Below are 23,538 nucleotides of genomic sequence, written 5' to 3'. Positions count from 1 at the left end.
CCATAGTCTCCTGTTTCATTTATAACCTTTAGGATGATTGCCTTGATCACATTTACTGCGCCCACTATTGCCAATATAGAAAACAATGACCTACGTCAGCAGCTACAACAAATTATAGATCTAAAAACCAAACCACTTGGCGCACTGGGTCGCTTAGAGACACTGGCACTGCAATTGGGCATGATCCAAGGGACGCTTACACCGAATATTACCCAACCACAGATTCGAGTGTTTGCCGCCGATCACGGTCTAACCAAGCATGGCACATCCGCGTATCCTAGTGCGGTCACTGCGCAGATGGTTTATAACTTTTTGCAGGGCGGTGCTGCTATCAACGTTTTGGCGCGTCAGCACAATATCGAGCTAAAGGTAGTCGACGCTGGTGTAGATGCAGACTTTGCCAGTTCTCCTTTTAAAGACCATCCACAATTGCTCGATTACAAAGTCCGTCATGGTAGCCGAGATGCGCTAACAGAACCTGCCATGACAGAGCAGGAATGCTTAGCTGCGCTAGAAAACGGTATGAACGTAGTAAAGGATATGGTTGGCAACCTATTAATTGTCGGTGAGATGGGTATCGGTAATACTTCAGCGGCGAGTCTTTTATTGGCACGATTGGGTAATGTAGCAATTGCTGATTGTATTGGTCGTGGTACTGGTCTTGATGATGCAGGGCTACAGCATAAGACAGATATTTTAACGCAAGTATTAGCGCGGCACAGTGAAGTGCAAGCGCCATTTGATATACTTGCGGCATTAGGCGGGCTTGAGATTGCTATGATGGCAGGGGCGCTGATTCAGGCCGCCAGTGAGCGCCGCATTTTATTAATCGATGGTTTCATTGCTAGTAGCGCGTTGTTGGCTGCTGAGCGCCTAGCGCCCGGTGTTGCTCAATATGCTATCTTTGCCCATCATTCGGTTGAACCGGGGCATGCGCATTTATTAAAGCTGCTGAATGCTGAGCCATTACTCAATATGGGTATGCGCTTGGGCGAGGGTAGTGGGGCCGCGCTTGCATACCCGCTATTGCAGTCAGCTTGTGCCATTATCAATGAGATGGCAAGCTTTAGTGAGGCGGGTATTAGTGAGCAAAATAACTAATGTCAAAGCCACTAAAGCAAGAATCAAAAAAGCTATCAAATCAACCAGAGCCTTCACAGCAGTCATTGTCTAAACTAAGTGTTGGGCAATTTATAAAGCATGAATGGCTATTATTACTGGTTGCCACTCAGTTTTTGACACGATTGCCTGTACCGTCATTCAAAAACTATAATCCGCAGTGGCTACACGAGAGCAGCCGTCATTTCCCCGCAGTCGGTTTGTTGGTTGGGTTACTTTGCGCTGGCGTGTTTTGGCTCGGTAGTATTTTATTTACGCCTCTAGTTGCTGCAGTACTGAGTACGGCTTTTGGGATTAAGCTTACGGGCGCTTTTCACGAAGATGGTCTTGCAGATAGCTGCGACGGTTTGGGTGGTGGTCTGACTCGCGAGCGCACGCTGACTATTATGAAAGACTCGCGCTTGGGCACCTATGGCGTGTTAGGTTTGGTGTCAGCATTACTGCTAAAGATTTCCTTATTAGCCAGCATGTCATTATCGGTGGCTATCGTCGCACTGATTATCGGACATACGGCTTCACGTTTGCTATGTATTAGCCTGCTTGCTCTATTGCCTTATGGCGGTGAGATAGAGCATGCCAAGGCCAAACCTATGGCGCAGCAGCTGACAGCGTTACAAGGATTGTTCAGTAGCGGCTGGTTACTGGTGGCAGGCGTTTTAATGATGGTTATATTTCCTAATGCCATACAGCAGATTGGCATCGCTCAATGGCTATTGGCCTTAGTGTTGGCTTTAGTTGCCACTGAGTATATGCGGCGCTTATTACGTAGGCGTCTTGATGGCTATACGGGTGATGGACTAGGGGCGACACAACAGCTTAGCGAAGTTGCGATATATGCAGGTTTGGCAGCGGCTATACCTTTTTTATAATTCAAAAGAAATCTTTAGAAAAGGCTAATCAATCAATGGTTCTTTATATCTGGCGTCATCCAAAGCCTATTGCAGCTAATGGGTTTTGCATCGGACAGACGGATATCAATGTCGATAAACGCAAAATTAAGCGTCTGGCTAATAAAATACAGCGCTTTACTCGTTTGCATCAGTTGCCTAAAGTCATTTGGGTAAGCCCATTACAACGCTCATTGAAAGTTGGGCAGATATTAGTGCAACGAGGTTTTCACTGTCAAGTCTCGCCTGAGCTTGCTGAGATTGATTTTGGCGAATGGGATGGCCGACCTTGGGAGCAAATCGCAAAGCAAGAGATTGATGACTGGTGTGATAATTTTGCAGACTTTGCGCCCGATAATGGGGAAAGTTTGCAGGAGTTATTTGACCGTGTTGAAGGCTGGTTAAATAAAGCTTCAGCCGTACAAGACAACACATCAATACTAGCTGTCGGTCATGCTGGCTGGATAACAGCAGCTAAGATGATTGAAGCTGGACAGAGTGTGCCAAAGATAGCAGCTGATTGGTCTCGACCTGTAAGCTATCAGCAACGTAGTAGATTAGATTTTCATCCAAAAAAACTGGCCATATATGATGACCAGTCCTTGTAAAGAACTATGATATGTACTCATAAATGAGCGTTTTATTAAGCTATCTTATCGAACCAAGCTTTTTTGCTTTGAGCAGTCATAGAATCGAAGCTGACATAAATACCTTTATCATCTAAAGTCGCATACCAATGATCGTCATTGCTACCCGTTAATAATTGAAAGTATTTATCATTAACGATCCGACCTACCGTATAGGTTTCACCTTCTAAATAAAAGTCATTACCTTGTGTGCAAAGTAACTTATCGTTAGTGCTTATCATATGATCCTGTCTTATCTATAAAAAAGATAGAATTATAATATCAACTTAATCAGTGACAATAAAGAGGCTTTCATAGGGAGTATCTTATTGTTAAGTATATGTTTTTAGGTTATTTGTTGCTGAATACTATCAACATAGACTTTGGTATGACAAAGAAGATTTGAATGCGGGTTTTAGTCAGATATCAGCTGTATGAGGATCGCATCGTTATGGTTGCTTCATCTCTATACTATTAAGAAAACAAAGGAAAGGACATAAAAAGAGCCAGCAACATAAGTTGCTGGCTCTTTTTTAGACTTGAACTAGGGTGTCTCTTCAATTTACTCGATAGTCATCTAAATGGGCTAAATCTTGCCAAACATCGTCAAATAGCTTGTTAATATCCTGATATTATCTACGCTATTTTTCTTGTTTGACGGCAATTTATCTCATTTTTATCGCCATTTTTGAAATGAAGACACGCCCTAGATATTTTGAAGATTACTCTTCAGAATAGTTTTCGTTCTCGTCTTGTGCTTCGTCTTCTTCAGCTGAATCTTCGTTATCACCATCTTCAGAAAGAATGGTCACTAAGATGCTAGCAGTAACGTCATGGTGTAGTTGAATATCAACATTATATTCACCAATTTGACGTAAAGTGCCTTCAGGTAGCTTGATTTCAGCACGGTCTACTTCTAGACCTGAGTTAGTCAATGCTTCAGCAATATCGCGAGTACCGATAGAGCCAAATAGCTTGCCTTCGTCACCTGATTTAGCGCGCATGATAACATTAACATCAGTCAATGCATCAGCACGTTCTTGAGCGATAGCGACTTCTTTAGCTTCTTCAGCTTCAAGCTCAGCACGACGTGCTTCGAACTTTTCAATGTTAGCCTTAGTAGCAGGTAGTGCTTTGCCCAAAGGGATAAGAAAGTTACGTCCGTAACCTGGTTTTACATCGACAGTTTCACCGAGTTTACCAAGGTTGACGATACGCTGTAACAAAATAATTTGCATGAGTCACTCCTAGTTAACGGTTAACCCTGATGGTTGTCAGTGTACGGAAGTAGCGCAAGATAGCGAGCTTGCTTGATAGCAGTCGCCAGCTGACGCTGGTATTTAGTAGACGTACCGGTAATGCGGCTTGGTACGATTTTGCCATTATCACTGATGTACTGTTTTAGCAATTCAACATCTTTATAATCGATGTGAGTGATGCCTTCAGCAGTGAAACGGCAGAATTTGCGACGGCGATAGAAACGTGCCATGAGTATTCTCCTTTAATTAGTCTTCACTGTTGTCGTTGTCGTCATTATCGTTTTCACGACTGTCTGGACGACGAGTAGTTGCTTTGCGTGCGCGTTTTTCATCGGCATTCTTGGCTAACTGCGACTCTTCAGTGACAGCGTCGTCACGGCGCATAACTAGGCTACGAATGATCGCGTCGTTATAACGGAATAATTCTTCAAGTTCAGCTAAAGTCTCACCGTCAGTTTCAACGTTGAAAAGAACGTAATGAGCTTTGTGGATCTTGTTGATTGGGTAAGCCAATTGACGACGGCCCCAATCTTCAAGACGATGGATAACACCGCCATTGTCTTGAACCAACTTGATATAGCGTTCGACCATGCCGACCACTTGGTCGCTTTGGTCTGGGTGTACAATTAACACCAGCTCGTAATGTCTCATTTGGACTCCTTACGGATTAGTAGCTATTAACCCTATGTTAATAGCAAGGAGATTTATAAGGTAAACTCAGTCTCATAGAGAGAGGGTAAGCTTAGGTTATAAAGCGCCGTATTATAGCAGTAGTCAGGCACGAAAACAAAGGTTAATACGCGACTACTGCTAATAAACGAAAAAAGCAACGGCTAAGCGCTGCTTTTCTAATGATATCTGTATTTTTGAGATGTGATATTTTTTGACTATTTTACTTTTGGATGTTTGACCAATTGACTGCTATCTGCTTTTACCACTAACGTCTTGGCAAGCTTATCATGCCAACCGATGTTTTGCGGGCTTTTAGACGCCATATAATAATGAATGGCAACAATCACAAAGCCTAAGAAGCTGGTGAATGAAAACAATAAGTTGTAAATGATAAACAACAGCAAAGTACGCGTACCGATAAGCTTAAGAAAAGAAGGCAAGCGGTGCGTGTTCTGATCCACTACCCGAATACCCGTAATCAGCTTACCTAATGATTGACCACGCAAAGTGATAAATACCAATTGTAGCGCAAACAAACCAAAGACCATGACTTGCGATATCATCAATGTGCTACTAGGAAGACTCTCCATCAGCGTCATCGAATATTGATAAGCGGTGTCCATATCTTGAATATTTTGAAATTTGCTATAATCCACATCCATTTTGGTCAATGCCAACACCAGTGGAAAGATAGCTAATAAGTATAATAAGCCATTGAGTGCAGTCGCCAATACGCGCGACATAATAGGCGCAAGCACCACATTGCCAACGACTTTGTCTTTGGCTGTACTTTTCTTATTGGTAGCCGTTTTATCTAAGGACACGTTATTATGCGGTGTATGATGACGGTTGCTTGTCATATCTACTTTCGCATTTTTAGCGTTATCTTTTGGACGTTCAGGCTTGCCATATAGTCTGTCTAATGACACGCTTTTTCCGTCTTTAGCGCTGCTGGTTTCAGCATCTTCGGGAAACACGGTGACATTATTGATAATAGAGTCATTAACTTCAGGGCTGCTGATATTAGCAGGTCGATACGCCCGTTGGTTGTTGGTTAAATTGCCAACTCGCTGCCATTGGTCTAAGCCGTCGTGCCAGATCAAATCATCCAGCAAAACCTCACCAGATGTCAGCATAATATTGAGCTGATCCAAAGTGTATGGACCGGCTTGTACGTTATTTCGAGCTAGGAAAATCTGCATAATTGCCTGCATAGTTAGTCATATATTAAGTCGCTACTGTAAGACATAGTATTAGGGTCTATTCAAGATTTTTCAAATAGACCCTAATGGTTGTATCTTCAATGACTGTGTGAATTACCGCTGTGACTTAAGTTACGGCTTACTTTGCTTCTTCACCAGCTAAGAAGAACCACGTATCTAATACTGAATCAGGGTTCAATGACACTGAGCTGATACCTTGCTCCATGAGCCAGAACGCAAGATCTGGATGGTCTGATGGGCCTTGACCGCAGATACCGATATACTTATCAGCTTTGCGGCAAGCATCAATCGCCATAGACAGTAGTTTCTTAACAGCAGGGTCACGCTCATCAAATAGATGCGAGACGATACCTGAGTCACGGTCAAGACCAAGCGTTAACTGGGTCAAATCGTTTGAGCCGATTGAGAAACCATCGAAGTGTTCTAAGAACTCTTCTGCCAATAGCGCGTTGGTTGGTAGCTCACACATCATGATAATGCGTAGACCGTTTTCACCACGTTTCAGACCATTTTTCTCGAGCAACTCAATCACTTGAGCGGCTTCATCAACGGTACGCACGAATGGAATCATAATCTCGACGTGGGTCAGACCCATCTCGTCACGTACGCGCTTAAGGGCTTTACACTCAAGCTCAAAGCAATCGCGGAAGTTGTCAGAGACGTAGCGGCTAGCACCACGGAAACCAAGCATTGGGTTTTCTTCTGATGGCTCGTATAACTTACCACCCAACAAGTTAGCGTATTCGTTTGACTTAAAATCTGACATACGAACGATAACGGGCTGATCCATAAATGCTACAGCTAGCGTTGAGATGCCTTCGACCAATTTATCAACATAGAAATCAACTGGTGAGGCATAACCTGCGATACGCTCATTGATTGCTTGTGATATTTCACGTGGCAAGCTGTTCATATTTAGCAAGGCTTTTGGATGCACACCAATCATACGGTTGATGATGAATTCTAGACGTGCAAGACCAATACCTTCGTTTGGCATTTGGGTAAATGAGAAGGCGCGATCTGGGTTACCAACGTTCATCATAATCTTAAAGGCAAGCTCTGGCATAGATTCAACAGAGTTGGTCTGTATTTCAAAATCAATCTGACTCTCGTAGATAAAGCCGGTGTCACCCTCAGCACAAGAAACGGTGACGTCTTGACCATCAACCAACAGTTCAGTGGCATTACCACAACCAACGATAGCTGGAACACCAAGCTCACGCGCAATAATAGCGGCGTGACAAGTACGACCACCACGGTTGGTGATGATGGCAGAGGCACGCTTCATGACTGGTTCCCAATCAGGATCAGTCATATCTGAAACTAAGACATCGCCATCTTGGACTTTGTCCATCTCATTTAAGTTGCTAACGATACGTACTTTGCCCGCACCAATGCGTTGACCAATTGAGCGGCCTTCACACAAGATTTTTGCATCAGTTGTATTGATGATATAGCGTTCCATGACATTGCTGTCTTGGCGGCTTTTTACGGTTTCTGGACGGGCTTGAACGATAAAGATTTCATTGGTATCGCCATCTTTGGCCCATTCGATATCCATCGCTTGACCGTAATGCTTTTCAATGGTCATTGCTTGCTTGGCAAGTGAGGTCAGCTCTTCGGTAGATAATGAGAACTGCATACGATCTTGTTTTTCGACATCGACGGTTTTGACAGATTTAGTCGTGCTGCCTTCGTCACCATAGATCATTTTCTTATGTTTGCTGCCTAGGTTACGGCGAATAACCGAAGGCTTGCCATTGGCTAGCAATTTCTTAGAGATATAGAATTCATCTGGGTTCACCGCACCCTGTACGACCATTTCACCTAGGCCATAGCTTGAAGTGATAAAGACGACTTGATCAAAGCCACTCTCGGTATCTAGGGTGAACATCACACCAGCGGCGCCAGTTTCTGAACGTACCATGCGTTGTACAGCAGCAGATAGCGCAACGCCTTCATGCTCAAAGCCTTTGTGCACGCGATAAGAGATAGCACGGTCGTTATAAAGAGACGCAAAAACTTCTTTAATCGCGATTAGGACGTTATCAATGCCGCGAATGTTTAAAAAAGTCTCTTGCTGACCGGCAAATGAGGCATCTGGCAAATCTTCGGCAGTCGCAGAAGAACGTACAGCAACGGCGATGTCTTCGCCGCCACTCATGGTTTCGAATGACTGACGCACTTCTTGCTCTAGATCGCTTGGCAGCTCTTGCTCAATAATCCACGTACGGATTTTTTTACCCGTAGCAGCCAGCTTATTCACATCATTCACATCTAATGTTTTTAGCTCGCTATTGATTTTGTCAAGTAAGCCTGTTTCTGTCAAAAAGCGATTGAACGCATTTGATGTGGTGGCAAAGCCGCCTGGAACGCTGACACCCAAATCAGATAAATGGCTGATCATCTCGCCAAGCGAGGCATTCTTGCCACCGACCATCTCAATGTCGTCTTTTCCTAGCTGATCAAGATTGATTACAAGTGCTGTAGATTGCGCTGCCATGATAACTCCAGAAAATAAGGTTATTTAGTAAAGATTATAACGGTCGATTATACCCCTATATTTAAAGAATTTCGAGACCTTGAACCAAAAAATTCGTCAAAAAGATACAAATTGTCGGGATTGCTACATAATTTATGGCAGCCGCCTGAGTATTTTACTTTTGAGATCCCTCTAAAATTTTAATATTACTGGCATAGCAGGGTGTCATTATGGTTATTTAAATGTCTAAAAATGAGTAAATGCTGGCCAAAATCGCTTTTACCGTTTTCATACTTATATTTTTCATACCTATATATAAGACACAATCTATAAAATATAAAACACAATCCATAAAATATAAAGTTAGGTTTTATATAGTCGATGAATAAAATCATGCAGCGCAATACAGACCGTAAAGGCGCGGGTGTGTCACTGTTTGCCGACAACATTGATTTCTATTGAGCCGCTATTATGCGTATAATGAAGTGTGCAATGACTTGCATAAATAACCTAACAAATAATTAAAATAGTAATATTGATTAAAAGACGAGCAAAAAGCGACAAGCTAACTCTAGGCCACTATTAGGGTTTTAACCGAGGTGTTAAAGAGGTGTTAAAGTTATGTACTCAAGCAATCTATCCGAACAAGATAAGCCCACGATTCAAAATCATGATGCGTTAAACTTAGACAATTCACAAACCATAAGAAGTGCGTTTTTTATCTCTGATGGTACGGCTATTACGGCTGAGACCCTTGGACGCGCTATTTTAAGTCAGTTTGCCTCAGTGCCTTTTGAGACCCGCGTGCTGCCCTATGTTGATAGCTTGGAGCGGGCTGAAGATGCCGTTGAGCAAATCAACATGGCTTATCAGCGCGATGGTGTGCTGCCTTTGGTGTTCGATACCATTGTCAGCCCTGAGATTCGCGAAAAAATTAACTCAGCAACCAGCTGTAATCTAGACATGTATGAGGGTTTGATTGGGCGTGTCGCTGAAGAGACTGGGGTAGAGCCAGACGGACATTCAGGTCATGCACACGATGATGTCGACTCTGAGACTTATAAAGAACGTATCGACGCGGTTCATTTTGCCTTGGATAATGATGATGGCGCACGTACGCGTCATTATAATGCTGCTGACATCATTTTGGTGGGCGTGTCACGCTCGGGTAAAACCCCAACGTCATTATACTTAGCCTTACAATTCGGTATCCGTGCGGCCAATTATCCGTTGACCGAAGATGACTTGTACGACAACCAATTGCCAAAAGCATTGCGTGAGCACAAAGACAAATTGTTCGGTCTGCTTATTGATACCGATCGTTTGGTCAAAATTCGTCAAGAGCGCCGTGCTGGTAGTCGTTACTCAAGCTATCAGCAGTGCCAGCAAGAGCAACGGGCGATACAAGGGATTTATATTACTCACGGTATTCCGAGCCTAGATGTCTCAGAGATGTCGGTGGAAGAGATTGCCACGCGTATCTTACAGATGACGGGTCTTAAACGCCGTATTGGCTAACGCTAGCGGCTGGTCATACGTCAGCGTTGACCAAAAAAATTTGTACCACTTTATATATGACAGTCTCATTTAAAACCATTTCACTTAAAACCATGCCTTTATCATATAGAGAATATTATGAGTTCACCTTATAAGTCTAGAAAGACACCTTTATTACTTACTAGCCTGTTGTTAAGCGCGGCTACTTTGCTTAGTGCTTGTCAGACGTCACCATTTGCACGCGAGCCGGTACCTGAGCCACGTTATATTCCAACTATCGTGTTAGGTGAAGCGCAAACGCTTACCGTGATGCCAAATCGTGTGGCATGTGCTTCGGCCTTACCGATGCAGTGCCTGCTGGCTAAATCGAGCAAAGATGGTAGCGTGTTTCAGATTCCTTATGATTGGATCGATGATTTTAAACCAAGCCTTGGCACTGAGTATGTGATTAGCGTGCGTCCACAAATAGATGAAGGCAAGCAAAGCTTGACAGGGCATTGGACATTGCAAAACATCCTATCACAACGTATGGTGGGCACTCCTTAGCAGCATGACCATGGCTCATCTAAGCAGTGATTCACTCATAGCCTAAAGACAGATAAATAAAGAAATAAAGAGGACACGATGGGAAGCAAAAAACCAAACGACGCTACCAATGATATCGGTGAAGACATTCATACTGAAGTGTCTAATAAAGAGAGCGGCACAGCGCCGACGCCTGAACGCACAGAAGGGCAAAACAAAAAAGAAAAAATCGAACAAACGCATGAGCAAGTCAACGATGACATCATGCACCATCCTGACTTAGTCAACCCGCTAGATGATACTCGTATTGATGTAAAGTCAGGCTTTACCAAAGACTCTGAGCGTATCAAGGGTGATAAGCATCAGTTTGAATATGATGCGGTGGTATTGGGCGCAGGTCCCGCTGGTGAAGCGGCTGCCATGAAGCTTGCTAAATCAGGCAAAAAAGTTGTAGTCATCGATCCACGTGAGCAAGTCGGGGGCAACTCTACTCATGTCGGCACGATTCCGAGTAAAGCCTTACGCCAATCGGTATTTAACTTGATTAACTTTCGCCGTGATCCGATGTTTACCAAAGCGATGGAGTATCATCAAGTACCGCTAAATAAGGTGCTCGCCAACGCCCGCAAAGTGATACGCAATCAAGTCAGTACCCATACCCGCTTTTATGAGCGCAATCAGATTGAAGTGATTCATGGCTGGGCAAGCTTTACCGACGCGCATACCATCCGTGTCGAACTCGACGAAAATGTCTTTGAAACCGTTACTTTTAATAAAGCCATTATTACGGTCGGTAGCCGTCCTTATCGGCCAGAGATTTTAGACTTCAATCATCCACGCGTTTTTGACTCAGATAAAATCCTGCAAATGGATTATGTGGTCAAAAAAATCATCATCTATGGTGCTGGGGTCATTGGCTGTGAGTACGCCTCTATCTTTACTGGTCTGGGCTATAAAGTCGACTTGATCAACAATCAGAGCAAGCTACTCAGCTACTTAGACAGTGAAATCAGTGATGCGCTAGCGCATGACTTTAGACAATTTGGCGTTCTGATTCGCAACAACGAAGAGATCGATCATCTTGAAACTCACGATGATTGTGTCATTTTGCACTTAAAAAGTGGTAAGAAAATCAAGTCTGATGCGATCCTTTGGTCCAATGGTCGCTCAGGGAATACGGAAGGCTTAAACTTAGAAGCTATCGGCTTAGAAGCCAATAGTCGTGGTCAGCTAAAAGTGGATGATACCTACCGTACTGATATCGAAAATATCTATGCGGCTGGCGATGTGATTGGCTGGCCATCTCTGGCTTCTGCCGCTTATGACCAAGGTCGCTGTGCGGCAGCCTTTATGGTTGGTGATAGTGACGCAGAGCCAGTCTCGAGCGTCCCTACTGGTATTTATACCATTCCAGAAATCTCTAGTATCGGTAAGACCGAGCAGGAGCTAACGGATGAGCAAGTCCCTTATGAAGTAGGACAGGCTTTCTTTAAGCATCTAGCCCGTGCTCAGATCATCGGTGAGCGCACAGGCGTATTAAAGATACTATTCCACCGTGAGACCCTTGAGATATTGGGGATTCATTGCTACGGCAACCATGCCTCAGAGATTATCCATATTGGGCAGGCGGTCATGAAATGTAATAATACTCTTGAGTATTTCGTTAATACGACCTTTAACTATCCAACGATGGCAGAGGCTTATCGCGTCGCGGCACTCAATGGTCTTAACCGCGTTTTCTAAGTGGTAATAAAGACTGAGTTCATAAGTAAGAAAGCGCCTAACTATAATGTAGGCGCTTTTTTTATGTGTTAGGGCGTGTCCTCATTTTAGAAATGGTGATAAAAATGAGGTAAGTTGCAGTCAAACAAGGAAAATAGTGCAGATAATATCGATACATGATGCATTGCTGATATCCATTTTTCTTGCTTGCTGTGCCTGCGCAGACAGAGGCTGCAAAAAATTGATATCAGCAATACCGTTGTGTTTTTAGGATATTTTGACTGTATAAAGCTATAAGGCACTTATTTTTTGTGAGGTGCGCCAGCGAAATAGCAGCAGTAATGCAAAGTAAAATGCCCACAAGCCTGCCAGCGCATAAAAGCTCATAGCGACTTGAGCGATACTCGCGCCCATTTGATTAAGCTGCACAGAGGTATTGATAGCGGGGGTAGTCGGTATCAACCAACGTACAAACTGCAGTATTTCTGGTAGTTGGTCGGCAGGCCAAGGATAGCCACTGATAAAAAATAACGGTAGCGAGCTAAAGATTAAAATTTGCAAACTGCGCTCACGTTGCCGGAACCATAGTCCGAGCAAGCAGCCAAGCGTCGCGACGGTCGGACAAAATAATAGCAAGAATAACAAACTGCCAGCCATGTTTTGTCCGCGTGCATAATGATGTAGCTCAAACGCCCAGCCATAATAAAAGCAGCCGATGATAAAGCTTAGCGTGCTGAGCGCAGCAATACGTCCAAGCCAGCCGCGTATCGTAGTCCTGTGGCGGCGCTGCTCATACCAAGTACCGATCAGCATCGCAGTGGCCATGAGTAACGTCTGCTGCAAGATAATAATGGATACCGCTGGCACTACGTAAGCACCATAACCTTCGGTTTGGTTATATAAAGGAATAATCTGTAGCGGTACGGCTTGGGTGTTTTTGGCAGCGGTAGGCGAATACGCCCCTTTTGCCACGTTTTTTTTCACTTCAATGCCAGCGGATACTGTACTGACCGCTTTTAAAAATCCTAACTGTACGTTTTTATTTAAAATAAAATAACCACCATTACCCAGTACGCTCACGCTAGCCGCTTTACCCGATAGCACTTGCTGTTCAAGGCCACTGGGGATAACCATGTAACCGGCGATTTGATCCGACCATATGGCCTCAATGGCATCTTGCTCATTGACAAAGCGCTGGGTATTTAATTGCGGGCTGGCACTCGCATAACGGACAATTGTCCGAGATAAGTTGCTATTGTCTTTATCGATAATACCAACGGGTACGTGATTGACTACTTCAGTGGAATACGGCCATGGATAAAAGAAGCCATAAATAATAGGGGCGATAATCAACATCAAAACCACGCCTTTATCGGTAAAGATGTCTTTGAGAGTCTGTAAAAAACTGCCCAAGAAGCTCTGTGACGATGACAACGTGGCTGATTGCGCAGGCGTCTTTAGTGGCTTGTTTTTCGGTAATGATGACATTAGCGTGCTCCCCAACGTTCAGGATGTGCCAGTGCGCGTTTGCTTAACACAGCAGTCAGAACCATAGCAATAATGGTCGCTAGCGTTAGTCCGTAAATGATTGGCAGCGATATGGCAACAGGGGCGTTCATCTGTAATTGGGCGATATGTAGTTTTAAATAATGGGTGAGCGGTAGGGCATTTGACCAGTGTTGGGCGCTATCACTAATGGCGATATAAGGAAAAGTGACGCCTGCAAAAGCGTAAGAAGGTGCCGAAATAAAGCCGGTAGATGACAAGCCCATGCGCAACGAAAATGAGCCTAAGGTAAATATGGCTCCCAGCCAAAACGACAGCATCATCAGTAATACTAGACCGATATAAGTGACAATAATTGAAGCGAGAGCGACCGCTTGTTGCGGCGTGGCGAGCCATAGCGCCAATGCGGACCAAATACTGTAAGCCAACATCGGCCAAAAATATTTGCCTAATAAGCCAAATACTAGGACGGCAATACTCACTTGCTGAGTTTTTTTGATCGCTGCTAATGGTTTGGTTGCATCGCTACGGCTTTGCTTATGGTCTAGTGTAGAGACTGTGTCACTGTCTACGAGTGCCGTCAAATCGGGTCGACCGGTATCAATAAAAGTGTACCAGCGTCCGATGCGTCTATCCCGCAACTCGCGTCCAATCGTCGTTGCGCCAATAACCATCGCCAAAATATGAAGCAGCGCAGGAATCACGGTGGAGGCTAAGAACTGCTGATAATCGGTTGCCGCATTAAACAAACTGATGCGCTGAATACTGATTGGTGAGTAAGCAATCGCCGCTTGCGAGGGTGCCATGCCTTGTTTAACCAACCGCTGTATCTCAACGCCAGCAGATAAGGTACCAGCGACAGACTGAACGCTTTTTTGAATGATACCCGAGTGTGTACCATACTGGGCATTTACTTGTAAAATCAGCGGTGCTGGTTTGCTAGACAAAATATTACGCGAAAAATCCTCAGGGATAATCACGACTGCATAAATATCTCGTTGCAGGATTGCCGCTTCAGCAGCGGCGGGCGAGTGATAAAGTTGTCTGACAGTGATATCAGGACTGGCCTCAAGGTAGCGCACAGCGGTATTGGCAATCGGGCTATTGTCTTGATCAATTACCCCAATCGGCAAGTTGGTAATTTGCGTTTGCGAAAAAATCCACCAAATCAGCAGCACCGTGACCAAGGGTATCCAAATCACCATGGCAAAATCCCAAGGATTTTTGGCTAAAAATCGCCGCTCGTACACGGCACTACGTACAAAAGCATCCCTGAGCTGAGCTTTACGCATGGCTTACTCTTGGCTCTGATTGGCAGCGGTTGGATTGATACGGACGATGACACTCATTCCCGAACGAATCCGCGCATCAGGTTCGCTCGGTCGCGCCTTGACCTCAAAGGTACGTACATCAAAGCCATCATCATTATTGGTGGGTCGCCACGTTGCAAAGTCAGACAATGTAGACGTTGCATAGACAGTAAACTGTTTGCTGTAAGGCTTGTCCGCTGATGATAATGCGGGAATAGTACCGGTAAATTGCTGACCAATGGCAAACTGGTTCAAATAGGTTTCAGTGACATTCAGTACCACCCATTGATCGTTGGTATTGACCAACGTTAATAGCGGTACACCTTGACCAATAACTTCACCGGCACTGACTATTACGTTATCCACGATACCAGCAATCGGGCTTTTTAAGTTGGCTTCTTTTTTTGCAGCCAGTGCCTCGTCTAACTGAGCATCGACTTGCGCCACTTGGGCGCTAGCGGCAGATTTGTCTTCACTGCGCGCACCTTCCATTGCCAAGTCGTACTGCAAACGTGCGGCCTCGGTTTGATCTTGGGTTGCAAGATACTGGGCATAAGCTTCATCGCGCTTCTGTCTTGCCATGAGACCTTCTTCATAAAGGCGATTGACACGCTGATAGGTATTTTCTGCCAAATCAGAGGCCGCTTTATTGGCTTGCCACGCCGCCTTTGCTTGGGCAATCTCTTGCGGACGTGCGCCATTTTCGGCTTTGTCCAGCTGACTTTGTGCCATCTGCTTACCAGCCTCAGCCTGATTAATCTTTGCATTAATCTCAGGCGAATCCATCTCAATCAATTGCTGGCCAACCGTCACCTCATCCCCTTCAGTGACCATAATCTGAGCGATACGCCCTGGTACTTTTGCAGCGATGGAGGTTTGCTGCATTTGCATTTGCCCTTGTAGGGTAATGATGTCAGGTTCGCTGCTTTGGTTGCTTTTATACAAACCATAAGCGATAACGCCTAAGGCAATCAGCACGAATAAGGCAAGCAACGCCTTTTTTATCATGGCCGACTTATCAGATTTAGGATTATCACGATAAGTAGGCGTTGCCTGTTCTGGTTCCACGTCAGGTATGTCTTCTGCAGAATCGACTGACGGCTGATCATTATGAGACAGCGTTGACTCATCAGTCGAGCCAGTTGATTTGCGTGAGTCGTCTGATTCGTTTGGAAATTCAGTCATGACAGTGAGATTCCTAAAGCAATAAAGTTGAGAGTGAAAAGGGTAGGGTAAAGTCGTTTTGACCTAGTACACTCGAATAGCATAAGGCTTGGCGTTTTCTATGGTTTCAAAATTAAAAATAGCACCAAAAGCGACAATAAATGCTGAGTAATAAAGCCACAGCATAATGACTACCGCTGCTGAAAGTGCACCAAATTCAGCGCTATAGTTATTAAAGTTTTGCACATAAATCGAAAATAACACAGACAATAGAATCCAGAGAACGGTAGCTAAGGCAGCGCCTGGCACTAGATTTTTTAGCGCTACGGCGTCACGGTTTGGCGCAAAACGATATAAGCTTAAGAAGCTTAAGAATATAATACTAGCCAATATCGGCCATCTACTCCAAAGCGCAATGGTCTTAGCGATTTGCGGAAAAGGAAAATAAGCCGCCGCCAAAGGAATAATAGCGATAGAGGAGATGGCTATAATCAAGACCACAACGGCAGCAAAGGTTAAACTAAGTGCTCGAATGGTGCCCTGTATAAAGCTGCGCTCTTGAGTGATATGAAAGGCAATATTAACCAGGATAATTAAGGATTTTATGCCTTTGGAGCCTGCATACAGGGCTAGTAGCGTCGATACAATCAAACCAAAAGTCAGTTTGGATGCGGTGTTCGAAGCCAGCTCGCTTAAGCGTGAATTAAGAATCTCATAGACAGACTCAGGGATAAACGGACGTAAAAGTGAAATCTGCTCTTGCATCTCAACAGGTGAAAAAGCGAGACCATAAAGCAGTACAAACACGGCCATTGCTGGAAAAATAGATAAAAAACCAAAAAATCCTACGTTCGCGCAATGTGCCCAAACATTAGAATTGTTTGCTATACGCCATGTTTGAAGCAAGTGCGGTAGCCAATGGGTTACTTTAAAAGTCAGTTTTTTCATAAAACGCTTATTCACAGTAGAGCTAGGGTTAGTAGTATCGTAAGGTCAGTAACAATATAGCCATTAGCCATTTAATCATCATCAGCATAAGCGCTTATCAAAACGCTCTATTACTCATCACACGAGATTATTATTCACTATATAAGGTAGGTAACTGAATATCTGCTGCATTAAGATAGGCGTTAAAGGCCAGTGGCGTCCCGCAACTTTGCATAAGGGCAGCAAGCGCTTGCACATAACTGTTGGCTGCCTGAGCTTGTTCAGTTCGTGCTTTGAGAGACTGGGTTTGTGCCTGCACCACGTCAACCGTTGTATTTACGCCTTCTTGAAGACCTAACTGACGCAAGCGCAATACTTCTGCTGCCAAGTCAACATTGCTCTGTAATGCCTGATAACGTGACTGGGCATTATTGACATCGTGCCAGTTTTTTTCGACCAGCAGTAGTAGATTGTCACTGACTTCAATTTCAGAAAGATCTGCTTGGCGTATTTGTGCATTGCTTGATGCCAATGATGCTGTTTTATCGAGTCCGCCCCATAGCTTCCAAGTGGCAGAAATACCAGCGACCCAACTGGGATCTTTTTCGACTTGTCCGTAGCCGTATAGCATGACGGTCGGCTTGTAACCGGTATCTGATAGCGCATGCAGTTGCTGAGCCTGTGCGCGTTTGGCGGCGACTTTTTGTAACCCCGGATGATTGCTAAGTGCCAAGTCTTGGAAGTAGCTCACATCAGGTAGGGGGCGACTGGAAACAAACAAAGGCGTCGTCGGTTTGATACGATAGTCGGTACGCAATAACCGCTGCAAAGCAATCATCGCAAGGCGAGCATCGTTATTGGCATTGACCGATTCGCTTTTGGCATCGGCTAAGGCAGACTGCGCTTCTAGGCGATCCACACGTGAGATAAAACCTTCTTCAAACAGGCGCTGCGCCATATGGTCGGTCTGCTGCAAGGTATCATAAGCGTCTTCACGCAAGTAGGCGGCAATGATGGCGAGCTGCGCCTTAAAATAGCGCTCAATCAAGGTGTTATAAAGCTCGTTCTTATCGAGTAGGCTATCTGCGACCGCTTCTTGGGTGCGGGCATCGGACGCGCCTGTTAACGCTGTTGTCCGCCCAGCAGTATAAATAGGCCAAACAACGCCAATACCTGCGCCCGTCGTTGAGCCTGAACGATTAAAATCATAAGAATTTGGGAGGCGTTCACCGACCAATTCACCAAAATTTGGCAAATCTGTGGTTGGCGGAGCGGGGATAACGTCATCGACGCCATTATTGATCTCATTGACGATGCCGTTTTTGAGCGATGATAAATCAATGTCTTCTTCTACATGGTAGGCACTGGCAGATACGCGGGCGAACACCAATGGGTTGTCCATGGTCTTGAGGGCATCAGTTTGAAATTGACTGGCAGCAATAGCGGCTTCATTGGCCGCAAGCTTTGGCGAGACTTGTAATAAGATGTTTTGCGCCTGCTCAAGACTTAAAAAGCTAGAGACTTCTAAAGGGTAGCTATTATCAACCGCTTTGTGCGTGATGGGATCTATCAGCGTGGTTAAATTGCTTTTCTGCTCAATGCTTTGGTTATGAATAGTCGTCGCAGTGTTATTGACTACAGATTTATTATCTGCTGGCGCGATGGTACTGGTCTGGACGGCTGCCGTATGGCCAGTCTGCAATGGATTGTCAGCGTCAACGATTTGGGTTACCGTGACTGCTGGCACGTCATTCTGTGGCTCAACGTCATCCACGTTAGCGCTTACTGAGGTGGCGACGGACATCCCCATGAGCATAACCGTAATCACAGCAGTAGACAGAGTTGATAATGCAAATTTCATAAGTCACATAAGCCATTAATTAGAATGCAAAGTTTTTTAAAACAACGCGCTATATTCAGCATTTTGATCGATCACACAATAGCGTCGTTACGCTATTATAAACTATCCGGCAGCCAGCAAATTAATAGCGCTCGAATAAATTTTAAGCAAAAAACATGAATAAAATACGAGAAAAAAGATGAGGATAAATAATAACTGAAATATTGTTGTACGTAATACGAAGCACACTTTAGAGCCACAACCGTGACGGGTCAAGCCTCAGTATCTTGCCGTCGTCTATTGTATAATCAGTGCTGATGTGATAAAGAAATGATTTCGACTTTTATCATAGCGTTATTATTTATTTCCCAACAAGAACATTGTCGTCATCATATACTGAGTTTTTGAGCTGTGAGTGCCTTGATATTGCAGGGATTTTTTGTACTTTGATATTTCGATTTTATTGCTGACGAATCATAATGAGCGCCATGTTTTGACTATTAACCCGATGAATCGGTGCTTAATTAAGCGCGTTAATTTAGTTATAGAAGCCGCTGAAAATAAAAAGAAACCGCTGACTATAAAAATATGAGAGTGATATAAACTATCAACCATAGAATAAATAAGACCAGTAAAGGATATGAGTGATGGCAGGATATATTTTGGCTTTAGATCAAGGCACCACTTCGAGTCGCGCGATACTATACGACGATCATGCCCGACCGATAAAAATGGCGCAACAGCCAACCACATTACAGACACCCAAAGCTGGTTTTGTGGAGCAAGATGCCCAGCAGATTTGGCAAACTCAGATTAGCTGTGCGCATGACGTCATTAACCAAGCAGGGCTGCTCGCTACCGATGTGACTAGTATCGCCATCACCAATCAGCGTGAATCTATTGTCATGTGGGACAAAAAAACGGGCAAACCCTTAGCGCCTGCGATTATTTGGCAAGATCGCCGTACCGCAAACTATTGCAAAACCCTTGCAGCTGAAAGTGCGAGTACTGGTGTTCATAGCGATGAGACGGATGACGGTGATGATATGGCACATCGAGTGCAACGTATCACCGGGTTACGTTTAGATGCTTATTTTAGCGCCAGTAAAATCGCATGGTTGCTGGAAAACCATCCAAAGCTTAGCGTGCGTGCGAGCAAGGGTGAGATAGCTGTTGGCACTATTGATAGTTGGCTTATCTATAAATTGACAGGCGGCGAGCATGTCATCGATATTACCAATGCTTCTCGCACGCTGTTATACGATATTCATAAGCTGGAATGGTCAGAGGAGCTGTGCGCCCGCTTTGCTATTCCGATGAATATCTTACCTAAAGTTTTGCCCTCTGATGGGGATTTTGGTAAGACTAAAAAAGGCTTGTTTGCCAAGCAGATTCCTATTCAGGCGGTATTAGGCGATCAGCAAGCGGCACTTTTTGGCCAAGGCTGCCTCGATGCTGGTATGGCCAAAAATACCTATGGGACGGGCTGTTTTATGCTGATGAATATCGGTCAACAGCCCAAACTTAGCGATCATCAGCTGTTGACGACGATAGCGTGGCAACGCAAATCGGCAACACTGCGCCCAGACAATTTATCCTTTGATCAAATCGTGCAGTCTGGCAAGCGTATGCTACAGCCGCCCAAAAAAGAAGTCACCTACGCGCTAGAGGGTAGCGTATTTATGGCAGGGGCAATCGTCCAGTGGCTGCGTGATAATCTGGGAATGATTCAACAGAGCGGTGAAGTCGAAGACTTAGCGCGGCAGGTTGATAGTAGCGAAGGCGTGGTATTGCTCCCTGCATTTACGGGACTTGGCGCACCATATTGGCGCTCGGACATCAGTGCAAGTATTACAGGTATGAGTCGCGGCACGACCAAAGCGCATATCGCCCGAGCGGCGTTAGAAGCGGTCGCCTATCAAACCTATGATGTCTTAATCGCTATGCAAAAAGACAGCCCGCACCCTTTAACCGAATTGAGGGTCGATGGCGGCGCTGCCAATAATGATTTGCTCATGCAGTTTCAGGCAGACTTATTGGGCGTCCCCGTACTGCGTCCTAGAGATACAGAAATTACTGCCAAAGGTGCTGCGCTGCTTGCTGGTCTAAAAACGGGGTTATACGATGCGGCCACTATGAAAGCATCTTGGCAAGTCGATCGCATTTTTGAGCCAAGCATGTCTGCTGACGAGCGCGAGCAACACCTGCACAAATGGCAACAAGCGCTTGAAAGAGCATTAATGAAGGTCTAAAAAGAGCGGCAATAAAGCGTCGATTCAATTCTTGCATTCAGTCTGTTTTATTAATAAGTTTGTTTAAAATTACTGAAATGCCTAGGCCAGTGTACACAATCGTCATAAAGATACAGGCTGTAACGCAAGACAATCGAGATTTGGACACAGTTTACATAATCTGCCTATCTGTCTTTGTCCTTAAGTTTCTATACTTTAGATGAATGGAGCAACACTGCTAACTTTCAATCATAAATCTAATATATAACAAATAATTTAAGGAAAATATTATGAGTAACCATGACGGTATTGATCGTAGTGAAGTAAAGCACATGTCTAAAGAGACTAAGCATGACCTAAATGCTGACATCATCACTGGTGAGCCAGGATCACATCCAGTAGGTACAGGCATAGGCGGCATAGGCGGCGCAGCAGCAGGTGCGGCTATCGGTACGATGGCAGGACCACTCGGCACACTCATTGGTGGTGCTATTGGCGCTATCGTCGGTGGCGGTGCAGGTCATGCGGCCGCTGAAGCTATTGACCCAACGCGCGAAGAAGCTTACTGGCGCGCAGAGTATGCGAATGCAGACTATTATAAAGAAGGCCATGATTTTGACCGTGATTTACATCCTGCCTACGCAGTCGGTTACGCCAACCGTGCCCGTTATCCTGCAGATGCTCGATTTGAAGATCATGAAGCAGATCTAGAACGCTCATGGCATGAAGTAAAAGGTGAGTCACGTATGGAATGGGAAGATGCGCGCAGAGCATCACGTGATGCATGGAATCGTGTATCGTAATATTGGAAAATAGAGAATTTCGGCATCTTAATCAGTACCATCATTTGTATTGATAGCTTAGTCAGTATCATCGATAGTATGACTGATTAACGATACAGTATTTTTATAGCCGAGTTCTTACCCTTGATAATTGCAGTTATATAAAAGCTTCTAGAGTATGCTCTAGAGGCTTTTTTACATGTTGCACCTTTGATAGTTGTGGTAATCTTAACGATGTCTCAATAACCCATAGAGCGACCATGACTGACTCTTCTTCTGAAACGTATGAACTTGCCCCTGATATCGCCAGATTTTATCAAGGCAAGTCTTTACAAGGTCAGCCACCCAGTCTTTGGACATTGATATTGTCTCAGGTTACTACTTGGATATTTGCACGGTCGCTCATGAATGCGGCCGTTTTAGGTTTTTTCTACGGTATCGCTGGTACTTTGGCTTATGGGATGTACTATTTTAGTTTTATCACTGGCGCACATATTGTTGATAGCTTACGATTCAAACATGGTTTTAATAACATACAGACGTTCATGCAAGTCAAGTTTGGGGCAACTGGTGAGCATCTTTATAATGCAGTGATTGGTTTTCGATTAGTGAGCGAGGTATTTAGCAACTTACTGGTGTTTGGGTTTATCACAACCTTGTTCGTGGGCTTTAATGAGAATTATTTAATACTGATTATAGCGGTCGCTACCTTAATTTATTCTTCAATTGGTGGGCTACACACTGCGCTGAAGACAGATGTGGCTCAAGCGCTATTTACGATCTTCGCCATTATTGTTTTAGCGGTTGCCATGTTTGCACATCCCTTGTTTTCTTTTAATGCCATCATTAGCTCCTCCAATTCCGCTGACAACAAGGGATGGATATTAATGATAGTTGCATTTATCCAAATATGGAGCTATCCCGCTCATGATCCTGTCATGACTGACCGAGGATTTTTAGCAGATAGAGCGACTACTAAAAAGTCATTTTACTATGCCGCGCCTATTTCGATGGCTTGCATCTTGTTATTTGGTTTGCTAGGTGTGTTTGCACAGCTGAACAACGCGGGCGGGGCCACTGAAGTGACGCAAACGCTGAACACTCTATTTTCACCAGCGGTAATGATGTTGTTTAGCTTCGCGCTGATTATTTCAGCGATATCGACCTTAGATTCTACCTACGCCAGTGCCGCAAAATTGATAGCCATTGATATGAAACTTGTCAAACCAACTGTAAAAAATGGCAGGCTGATTATGCTAGGGTTTTTGCTGGCAGGCTTGGCCTTCATTGCAACTGGCAGCAAAGACCTATTCGATGCGGTCGCTATTAGTGGTACCGCTTCCCTGTTTTTAGCACCTGTCGTATTTTTTAGCATTTGGTCAAGTTGGGAAGTCAAACCTTGGGCCATTGTAGTCAGCTTTGTATCAGCGCTCATGGCAGGTATTATTTATATGTTAGAAAACGGTGGCTATATTGCAGTGATGGCGCCAGTGTTTGGCGCAGAGCACAAATACGTGCAGCTGTTAGTATTGTGTGTCATCGCTTCTATGATTGGCAGCGCCGCCTTTGTACTGGCTCATAAACGAGTATGATCAACCAATATTTAGTACAAGGGCTTTGATAGAGTGCGCGTTAATAGAGCAAGCGTTCTCTACATTATCAATGAACCCAGTTTTTCTAGCTATGAAATAGTAGGATAAAACAATACGAAACACTACAGATTTAGTGGAGGCGGTCTATTATTATGAACAGCTTGCGTTGTTTAT

The 23,538-nt window shown here is 44.5% G+C and carries 20 protein-coding genes; 9 read left to right on the top strand and 11 right to left on the bottom strand.

Annotated features, from left to right (window positions below; translation table 11 throughout):
* The first annotated feature begins 42 nt into the window (after positions 1 to 42).
* The 3 genes from cobT to HQR03_RS05970 are packed head-to-tail and all read left to right on the top strand — an operon-like array spanning position 43 to position 2,614.
* Entirely contained in the window at positions 43 to 1,101 is a 1,059-nt protein-coding gene (gene cobT, locus HQR03_RS05980) for a nicotinate-nucleotide--dimethylbenzimidazole phosphoribosyltransferase (protein WP_201576770.1), read from the top strand.
* A complete protein-coding gene (cobS, locus tag HQR03_RS05975; RefSeq protein ID WP_173239521.1) occupies positions 1,101 to 1,988 on the top strand; it encodes an adenosylcobinamide-GDP ribazoletransferase in 888 nt (295 codons plus the stop codon). Before cobT ends, cobS begins: the two co-directional genes overlap by 1 nt.
* Before the next feature lie 35 nt (positions 1,989 to 2,023).
* Positions 2,024 to 2,614 carry a histidine phosphatase family protein gene (locus HQR03_RS05970; RefSeq protein WP_173239520.1) on the top strand — a complete coding sequence of 197 codons (591 nt, stop codon included), beginning with the start codon at positions 2,024 to 2,026 and terminating at the stop codon, positions 2,612 to 2,614.
* A 35-nt stretch (positions 2,615 to 2,649) separates the two neighbouring features.
* Here the strand turns inward: HQR03_RS05970 and HQR03_RS05965 are convergent, their stop codons facing one another.
* The 6 genes from HQR03_RS05965 to ppsA form a co-directional block, all read right to left on the bottom strand.
* The gene (locus HQR03_RS05965) at positions 2,650 to 2,874 is read right to left on the bottom strand and encodes a hypothetical protein (RefSeq protein WP_025653335.1); all 225 of its coding nucleotides are present in this window, start codon (positions 2,872 to 2,874) and stop codon (positions 2,650 to 2,652) included.
* A 480-nt stretch (positions 2,875 to 3,354) separates the two neighbouring features.
* Complete coding sequence (gene rplI, locus HQR03_RS05960) at positions 3,355 to 3,870, bottom strand: 50S ribosomal protein L9 (protein ID WP_101210960.1); 516 nt, start codon at positions 3,868 to 3,870, stop codon at positions 3,355 to 3,357.
* Positions 3,871 to 3,890: 20 nt separating this feature from the next.
* On the bottom strand, positions 3,891 to 4,121 hold the full coding sequence (gene rpsR, locus HQR03_RS05955; protein WP_025653340.1) for a 30S ribosomal protein S18: 231 nt from the start codon (positions 4,119 to 4,121) through the stop codon (positions 3,891 to 3,893).
* 16 nt (positions 4,122 to 4,137) lie between these two features.
* Entirely contained in the window at positions 4,138 to 4,542 is a 405-nt protein-coding gene (rpsF, locus tag HQR03_RS05950; protein WP_025653341.1) for a 30S ribosomal protein S6, read from the bottom strand.
* A gap of 236 nt (positions 4,543 to 4,778) precedes the next feature.
* The gene (locus HQR03_RS05945; RefSeq protein ID WP_244951986.1) at positions 4,779 to 5,765 is read right to left on the bottom strand and encodes an RDD family protein; all 987 of its coding nucleotides are present in this window, start codon (positions 5,763 to 5,765) and stop codon (positions 4,779 to 4,781) included.
* 139 nt (positions 5,766 to 5,904) lie between these two features.
* Positions 5,905 to 8,289 (bottom strand): phosphoenolpyruvate synthase, encoded by a 2,385-nt coding sequence (gene ppsA, locus HQR03_RS05940; protein ID WP_025653345.1) that lies wholly within the window; start codon positions 8,287 to 8,289, stop codon positions 5,905 to 5,907.
* Between the two features lie 600 nt (positions 8,290 to 8,889).
* Here ppsA and ppsR point away from each other — a divergent pair.
* From ppsR to sthA, 3 genes are all read left to right on the top strand, one after another.
* Positions 8,890 to 9,786, top strand: coding sequence for a posphoenolpyruvate synthetase regulatory kinase/phosphorylase PpsR (ppsR, locus tag HQR03_RS05935; protein ID WP_025653347.1), 897 nt, complete (start codon positions 8,890 to 8,892; stop codon positions 9,784 to 9,786).
* A gap of 117 nt (positions 9,787 to 9,903) precedes the next feature.
* The gene (locus HQR03_RS05930) at positions 9,904 to 10,311 is read left to right on the top strand and encodes a DUF4377 domain-containing protein (protein WP_025653348.1); all 408 of its coding nucleotides are present in this window, start codon (positions 9,904 to 9,906) and stop codon (positions 10,309 to 10,311) included.
* 78 nt (positions 10,312 to 10,389) lie between these two features.
* Positions 10,390 to 12,033: a Si-specific NAD(P)(+) transhydrogenase gene (sthA, locus tag HQR03_RS05925; RefSeq protein ID WP_217271548.1), complete on the top strand. Its 1,644-nt coding sequence runs from the start codon at positions 10,390 to 10,392 to the stop codon at positions 12,031 to 12,033.
* 270 nt (positions 12,034 to 12,303) lie between these two features.
* Here sthA and HQR03_RS05920 read toward each other — a convergent pair whose 3' ends face one another.
* The 5 genes from HQR03_RS05920 to HQR03_RS05900 form a co-directional block, all read right to left on the bottom strand.
* Positions 12,304 to 13,500, bottom strand: coding sequence for an ABC transporter permease (locus HQR03_RS05920; protein WP_025653350.1), 1,197 nt, complete (start codon positions 13,498 to 13,500; stop codon positions 12,304 to 12,306).
* Complete coding sequence (locus HQR03_RS05915) at positions 13,500 to 14,810, bottom strand: ABC transporter permease (RefSeq protein ID WP_173239518.1); 1,311 nt, start codon at positions 14,808 to 14,810, stop codon at positions 13,500 to 13,502. Before HQR03_RS05915 ends, HQR03_RS05920 begins: the two co-directional genes overlap by 1 nt.
* Positions 14,811 to 14,813: 3 nt before the next feature.
* A complete protein-coding gene (locus tag HQR03_RS05910; protein WP_173239517.1) occupies positions 14,814 to 16,013 on the bottom strand; it encodes an HlyD family secretion protein in 1,200 nt (399 codons plus the stop codon).
* Between the two features lie 63 nt (positions 16,014 to 16,076).
* Positions 16,077 to 16,940 (bottom strand): YihY/virulence factor BrkB family protein, encoded by an 864-nt coding sequence (locus tag HQR03_RS05905; protein ID WP_025653353.1) that lies wholly within the window; start codon positions 16,938 to 16,940, stop codon positions 16,077 to 16,079.
* Between the two features lie 130 nt (positions 16,941 to 17,070).
* Positions 17,071 to 18,780: a TolC family protein gene (locus HQR03_RS05900; RefSeq protein WP_173239516.1), complete on the bottom strand. Its 1,710-nt coding sequence runs from the start codon at positions 18,778 to 18,780 to the stop codon at positions 17,071 to 17,073.
* Between the two features lie 626 nt (positions 18,781 to 19,406).
* Between HQR03_RS05900 and glpK the strand changes: the two genes are divergently transcribed.
* From glpK to HQR03_RS05885, 3 genes are all read left to right on the top strand, one after another.
* The gene (glpK, locus tag HQR03_RS05895; protein WP_173239515.1) at positions 19,407 to 21,011 is read left to right on the top strand and encodes a glycerol kinase GlpK; all 1,605 of its coding nucleotides are present in this window, start codon (positions 19,407 to 19,409) and stop codon (positions 21,009 to 21,011) included.
* Between the two features lie 269 nt (positions 21,012 to 21,280).
* Positions 21,281 to 21,793 carry a hypothetical protein gene (locus HQR03_RS05890; protein ID WP_173239514.1) on the top strand — a complete coding sequence of 171 codons (513 nt, stop codon included), beginning with the start codon at positions 21,281 to 21,283 and terminating at the stop codon, positions 21,791 to 21,793.
* A 239-nt stretch (positions 21,794 to 22,032) separates the two neighbouring features.
* Positions 22,033 to 23,364, top strand: a complete 1,332-nt coding sequence (locus tag HQR03_RS05885; RefSeq protein ID WP_173239513.1) for an SLC5/6 family protein — start codon at positions 22,033 to 22,035, stop codon at positions 23,362 to 23,364.
* Positions 23,365 to 23,538 lie beyond the last annotated feature (174 nt).

It is taken from the genome of Psychrobacter okhotskensis, from assembly GCF_013248965.1.
Lineage (GTDB): Bacteria > Pseudomonadota > Gammaproteobacteria > Pseudomonadales > Moraxellaceae > Psychrobacter > Psychrobacter okhotskensis.
This window is presented reverse-complemented; position numbering and strand designations above follow the sequence as displayed.

Bases quoted from the DNA above. Each gene is read 5' to 3' on its own strand.
- glpK (WP_173239515.1), top strand. From the start codon at position 19,407: ATGGCAGGATATATTTTGGCTTTAGATCAAGGCACCACTTCGAGTCGC.
- HQR03_RS05915 (WP_173239518.1), bottom strand. From the start codon at position 14,810: ATGCGTAAAGCTCAGCTCAGGGATGCTTTTGTACGTAGTGCCGTGTAC.
- HQR03_RS05945 (WP_244951986.1), bottom strand. From the start codon at position 5,765: ATGCAGATTTTCCTAGCTCGAAATAACGTACAAGCCGGTCCATACACT.
- rpsF (WP_025653341.1), bottom strand. From the start codon at position 4,542: ATGAGACATTACGAGCTGGTGTTAATTGTACACCCAGACCAAAGCGAC.
- HQR03_RS05905 (WP_025653353.1), bottom strand. From the start codon at position 16,940: ATGAAAAAACTGACTTTTAAAGTAACCCATTGGCTACCGCACTTGCTT.
- cobS (WP_173239521.1), top strand. From the start codon at position 1,101: ATGTCAAAGCCACTAAAGCAAGAATCAAAAAAGCTATCAAATCAACCA.
- HQR03_RS05920 (WP_025653350.1), bottom strand. From the start codon at position 13,500: ATGTCATCATTACCGAAAAACAAGCCACTAAAGACGCCTGCGCAATCA.
- HQR03_RS05965 (WP_025653335.1), bottom strand. From the start codon at position 2,874: ATGATAAGCACTAACGATAAGTTACTTTGCACACAAGGTAATGACTTT.
- HQR03_RS05910 (WP_173239517.1), bottom strand. From the start codon at position 16,013: ATGACTGAATTTCCAAACGAATCAGACGACTCACGCAAATCAACTGGC.
- HQR03_RS05890 (WP_173239514.1), top strand. From the start codon at position 21,281: ATGAGTAACCATGACGGTATTGATCGTAGTGAAGTAAAGCACATGTCT.
- HQR03_RS05930 (WP_025653348.1), top strand. From the start codon at position 9,904: ATGAGTTCACCTTATAAGTCTAGAAAGACACCTTTATTACTTACTAGC.
- HQR03_RS05970 (WP_173239520.1), top strand. From the start codon at position 2,024: ATGGTTCTTTATATCTGGCGTCATCCAAAGCCTATTGCAGCTAATGGG.
- rpsR (WP_025653340.1), bottom strand. From the start codon at position 4,121: ATGGCACGTTTCTATCGCCGTCGCAAATTCTGCCGTTTCACTGCTGAA.
- HQR03_RS05885 (WP_173239513.1), top strand. From the start codon at position 22,033: ATGACTGACTCTTCTTCTGAAACGTATGAACTTGCCCCTGATATCGCC.
- HQR03_RS05900 (WP_173239516.1), bottom strand. From the start codon at position 18,780: ATGAAATTTGCATTATCAACTCTGTCTACTGCTGTGATTACGGTTATG.
- ppsA (WP_025653345.1), bottom strand. From the start codon at position 8,289: ATGGCAGCGCAATCTACAGCACTTGTAATCAATCTTGATCAGCTAGGA.
- ppsR (WP_025653347.1), top strand. From the start codon at position 8,890: ATGTACTCAAGCAATCTATCCGAACAAGATAAGCCCACGATTCAAAAT.
- sthA (WP_217271548.1), top strand. From the start codon at position 10,390: ATGGGAAGCAAAAAACCAAACGACGCTACCAATGATATCGGTGAAGAC.
- rplI (WP_101210960.1), bottom strand. From the start codon at position 3,870: ATGCAAATTATTTTGTTACAGCGTATCGTCAACCTTGGTAAACTCGGT.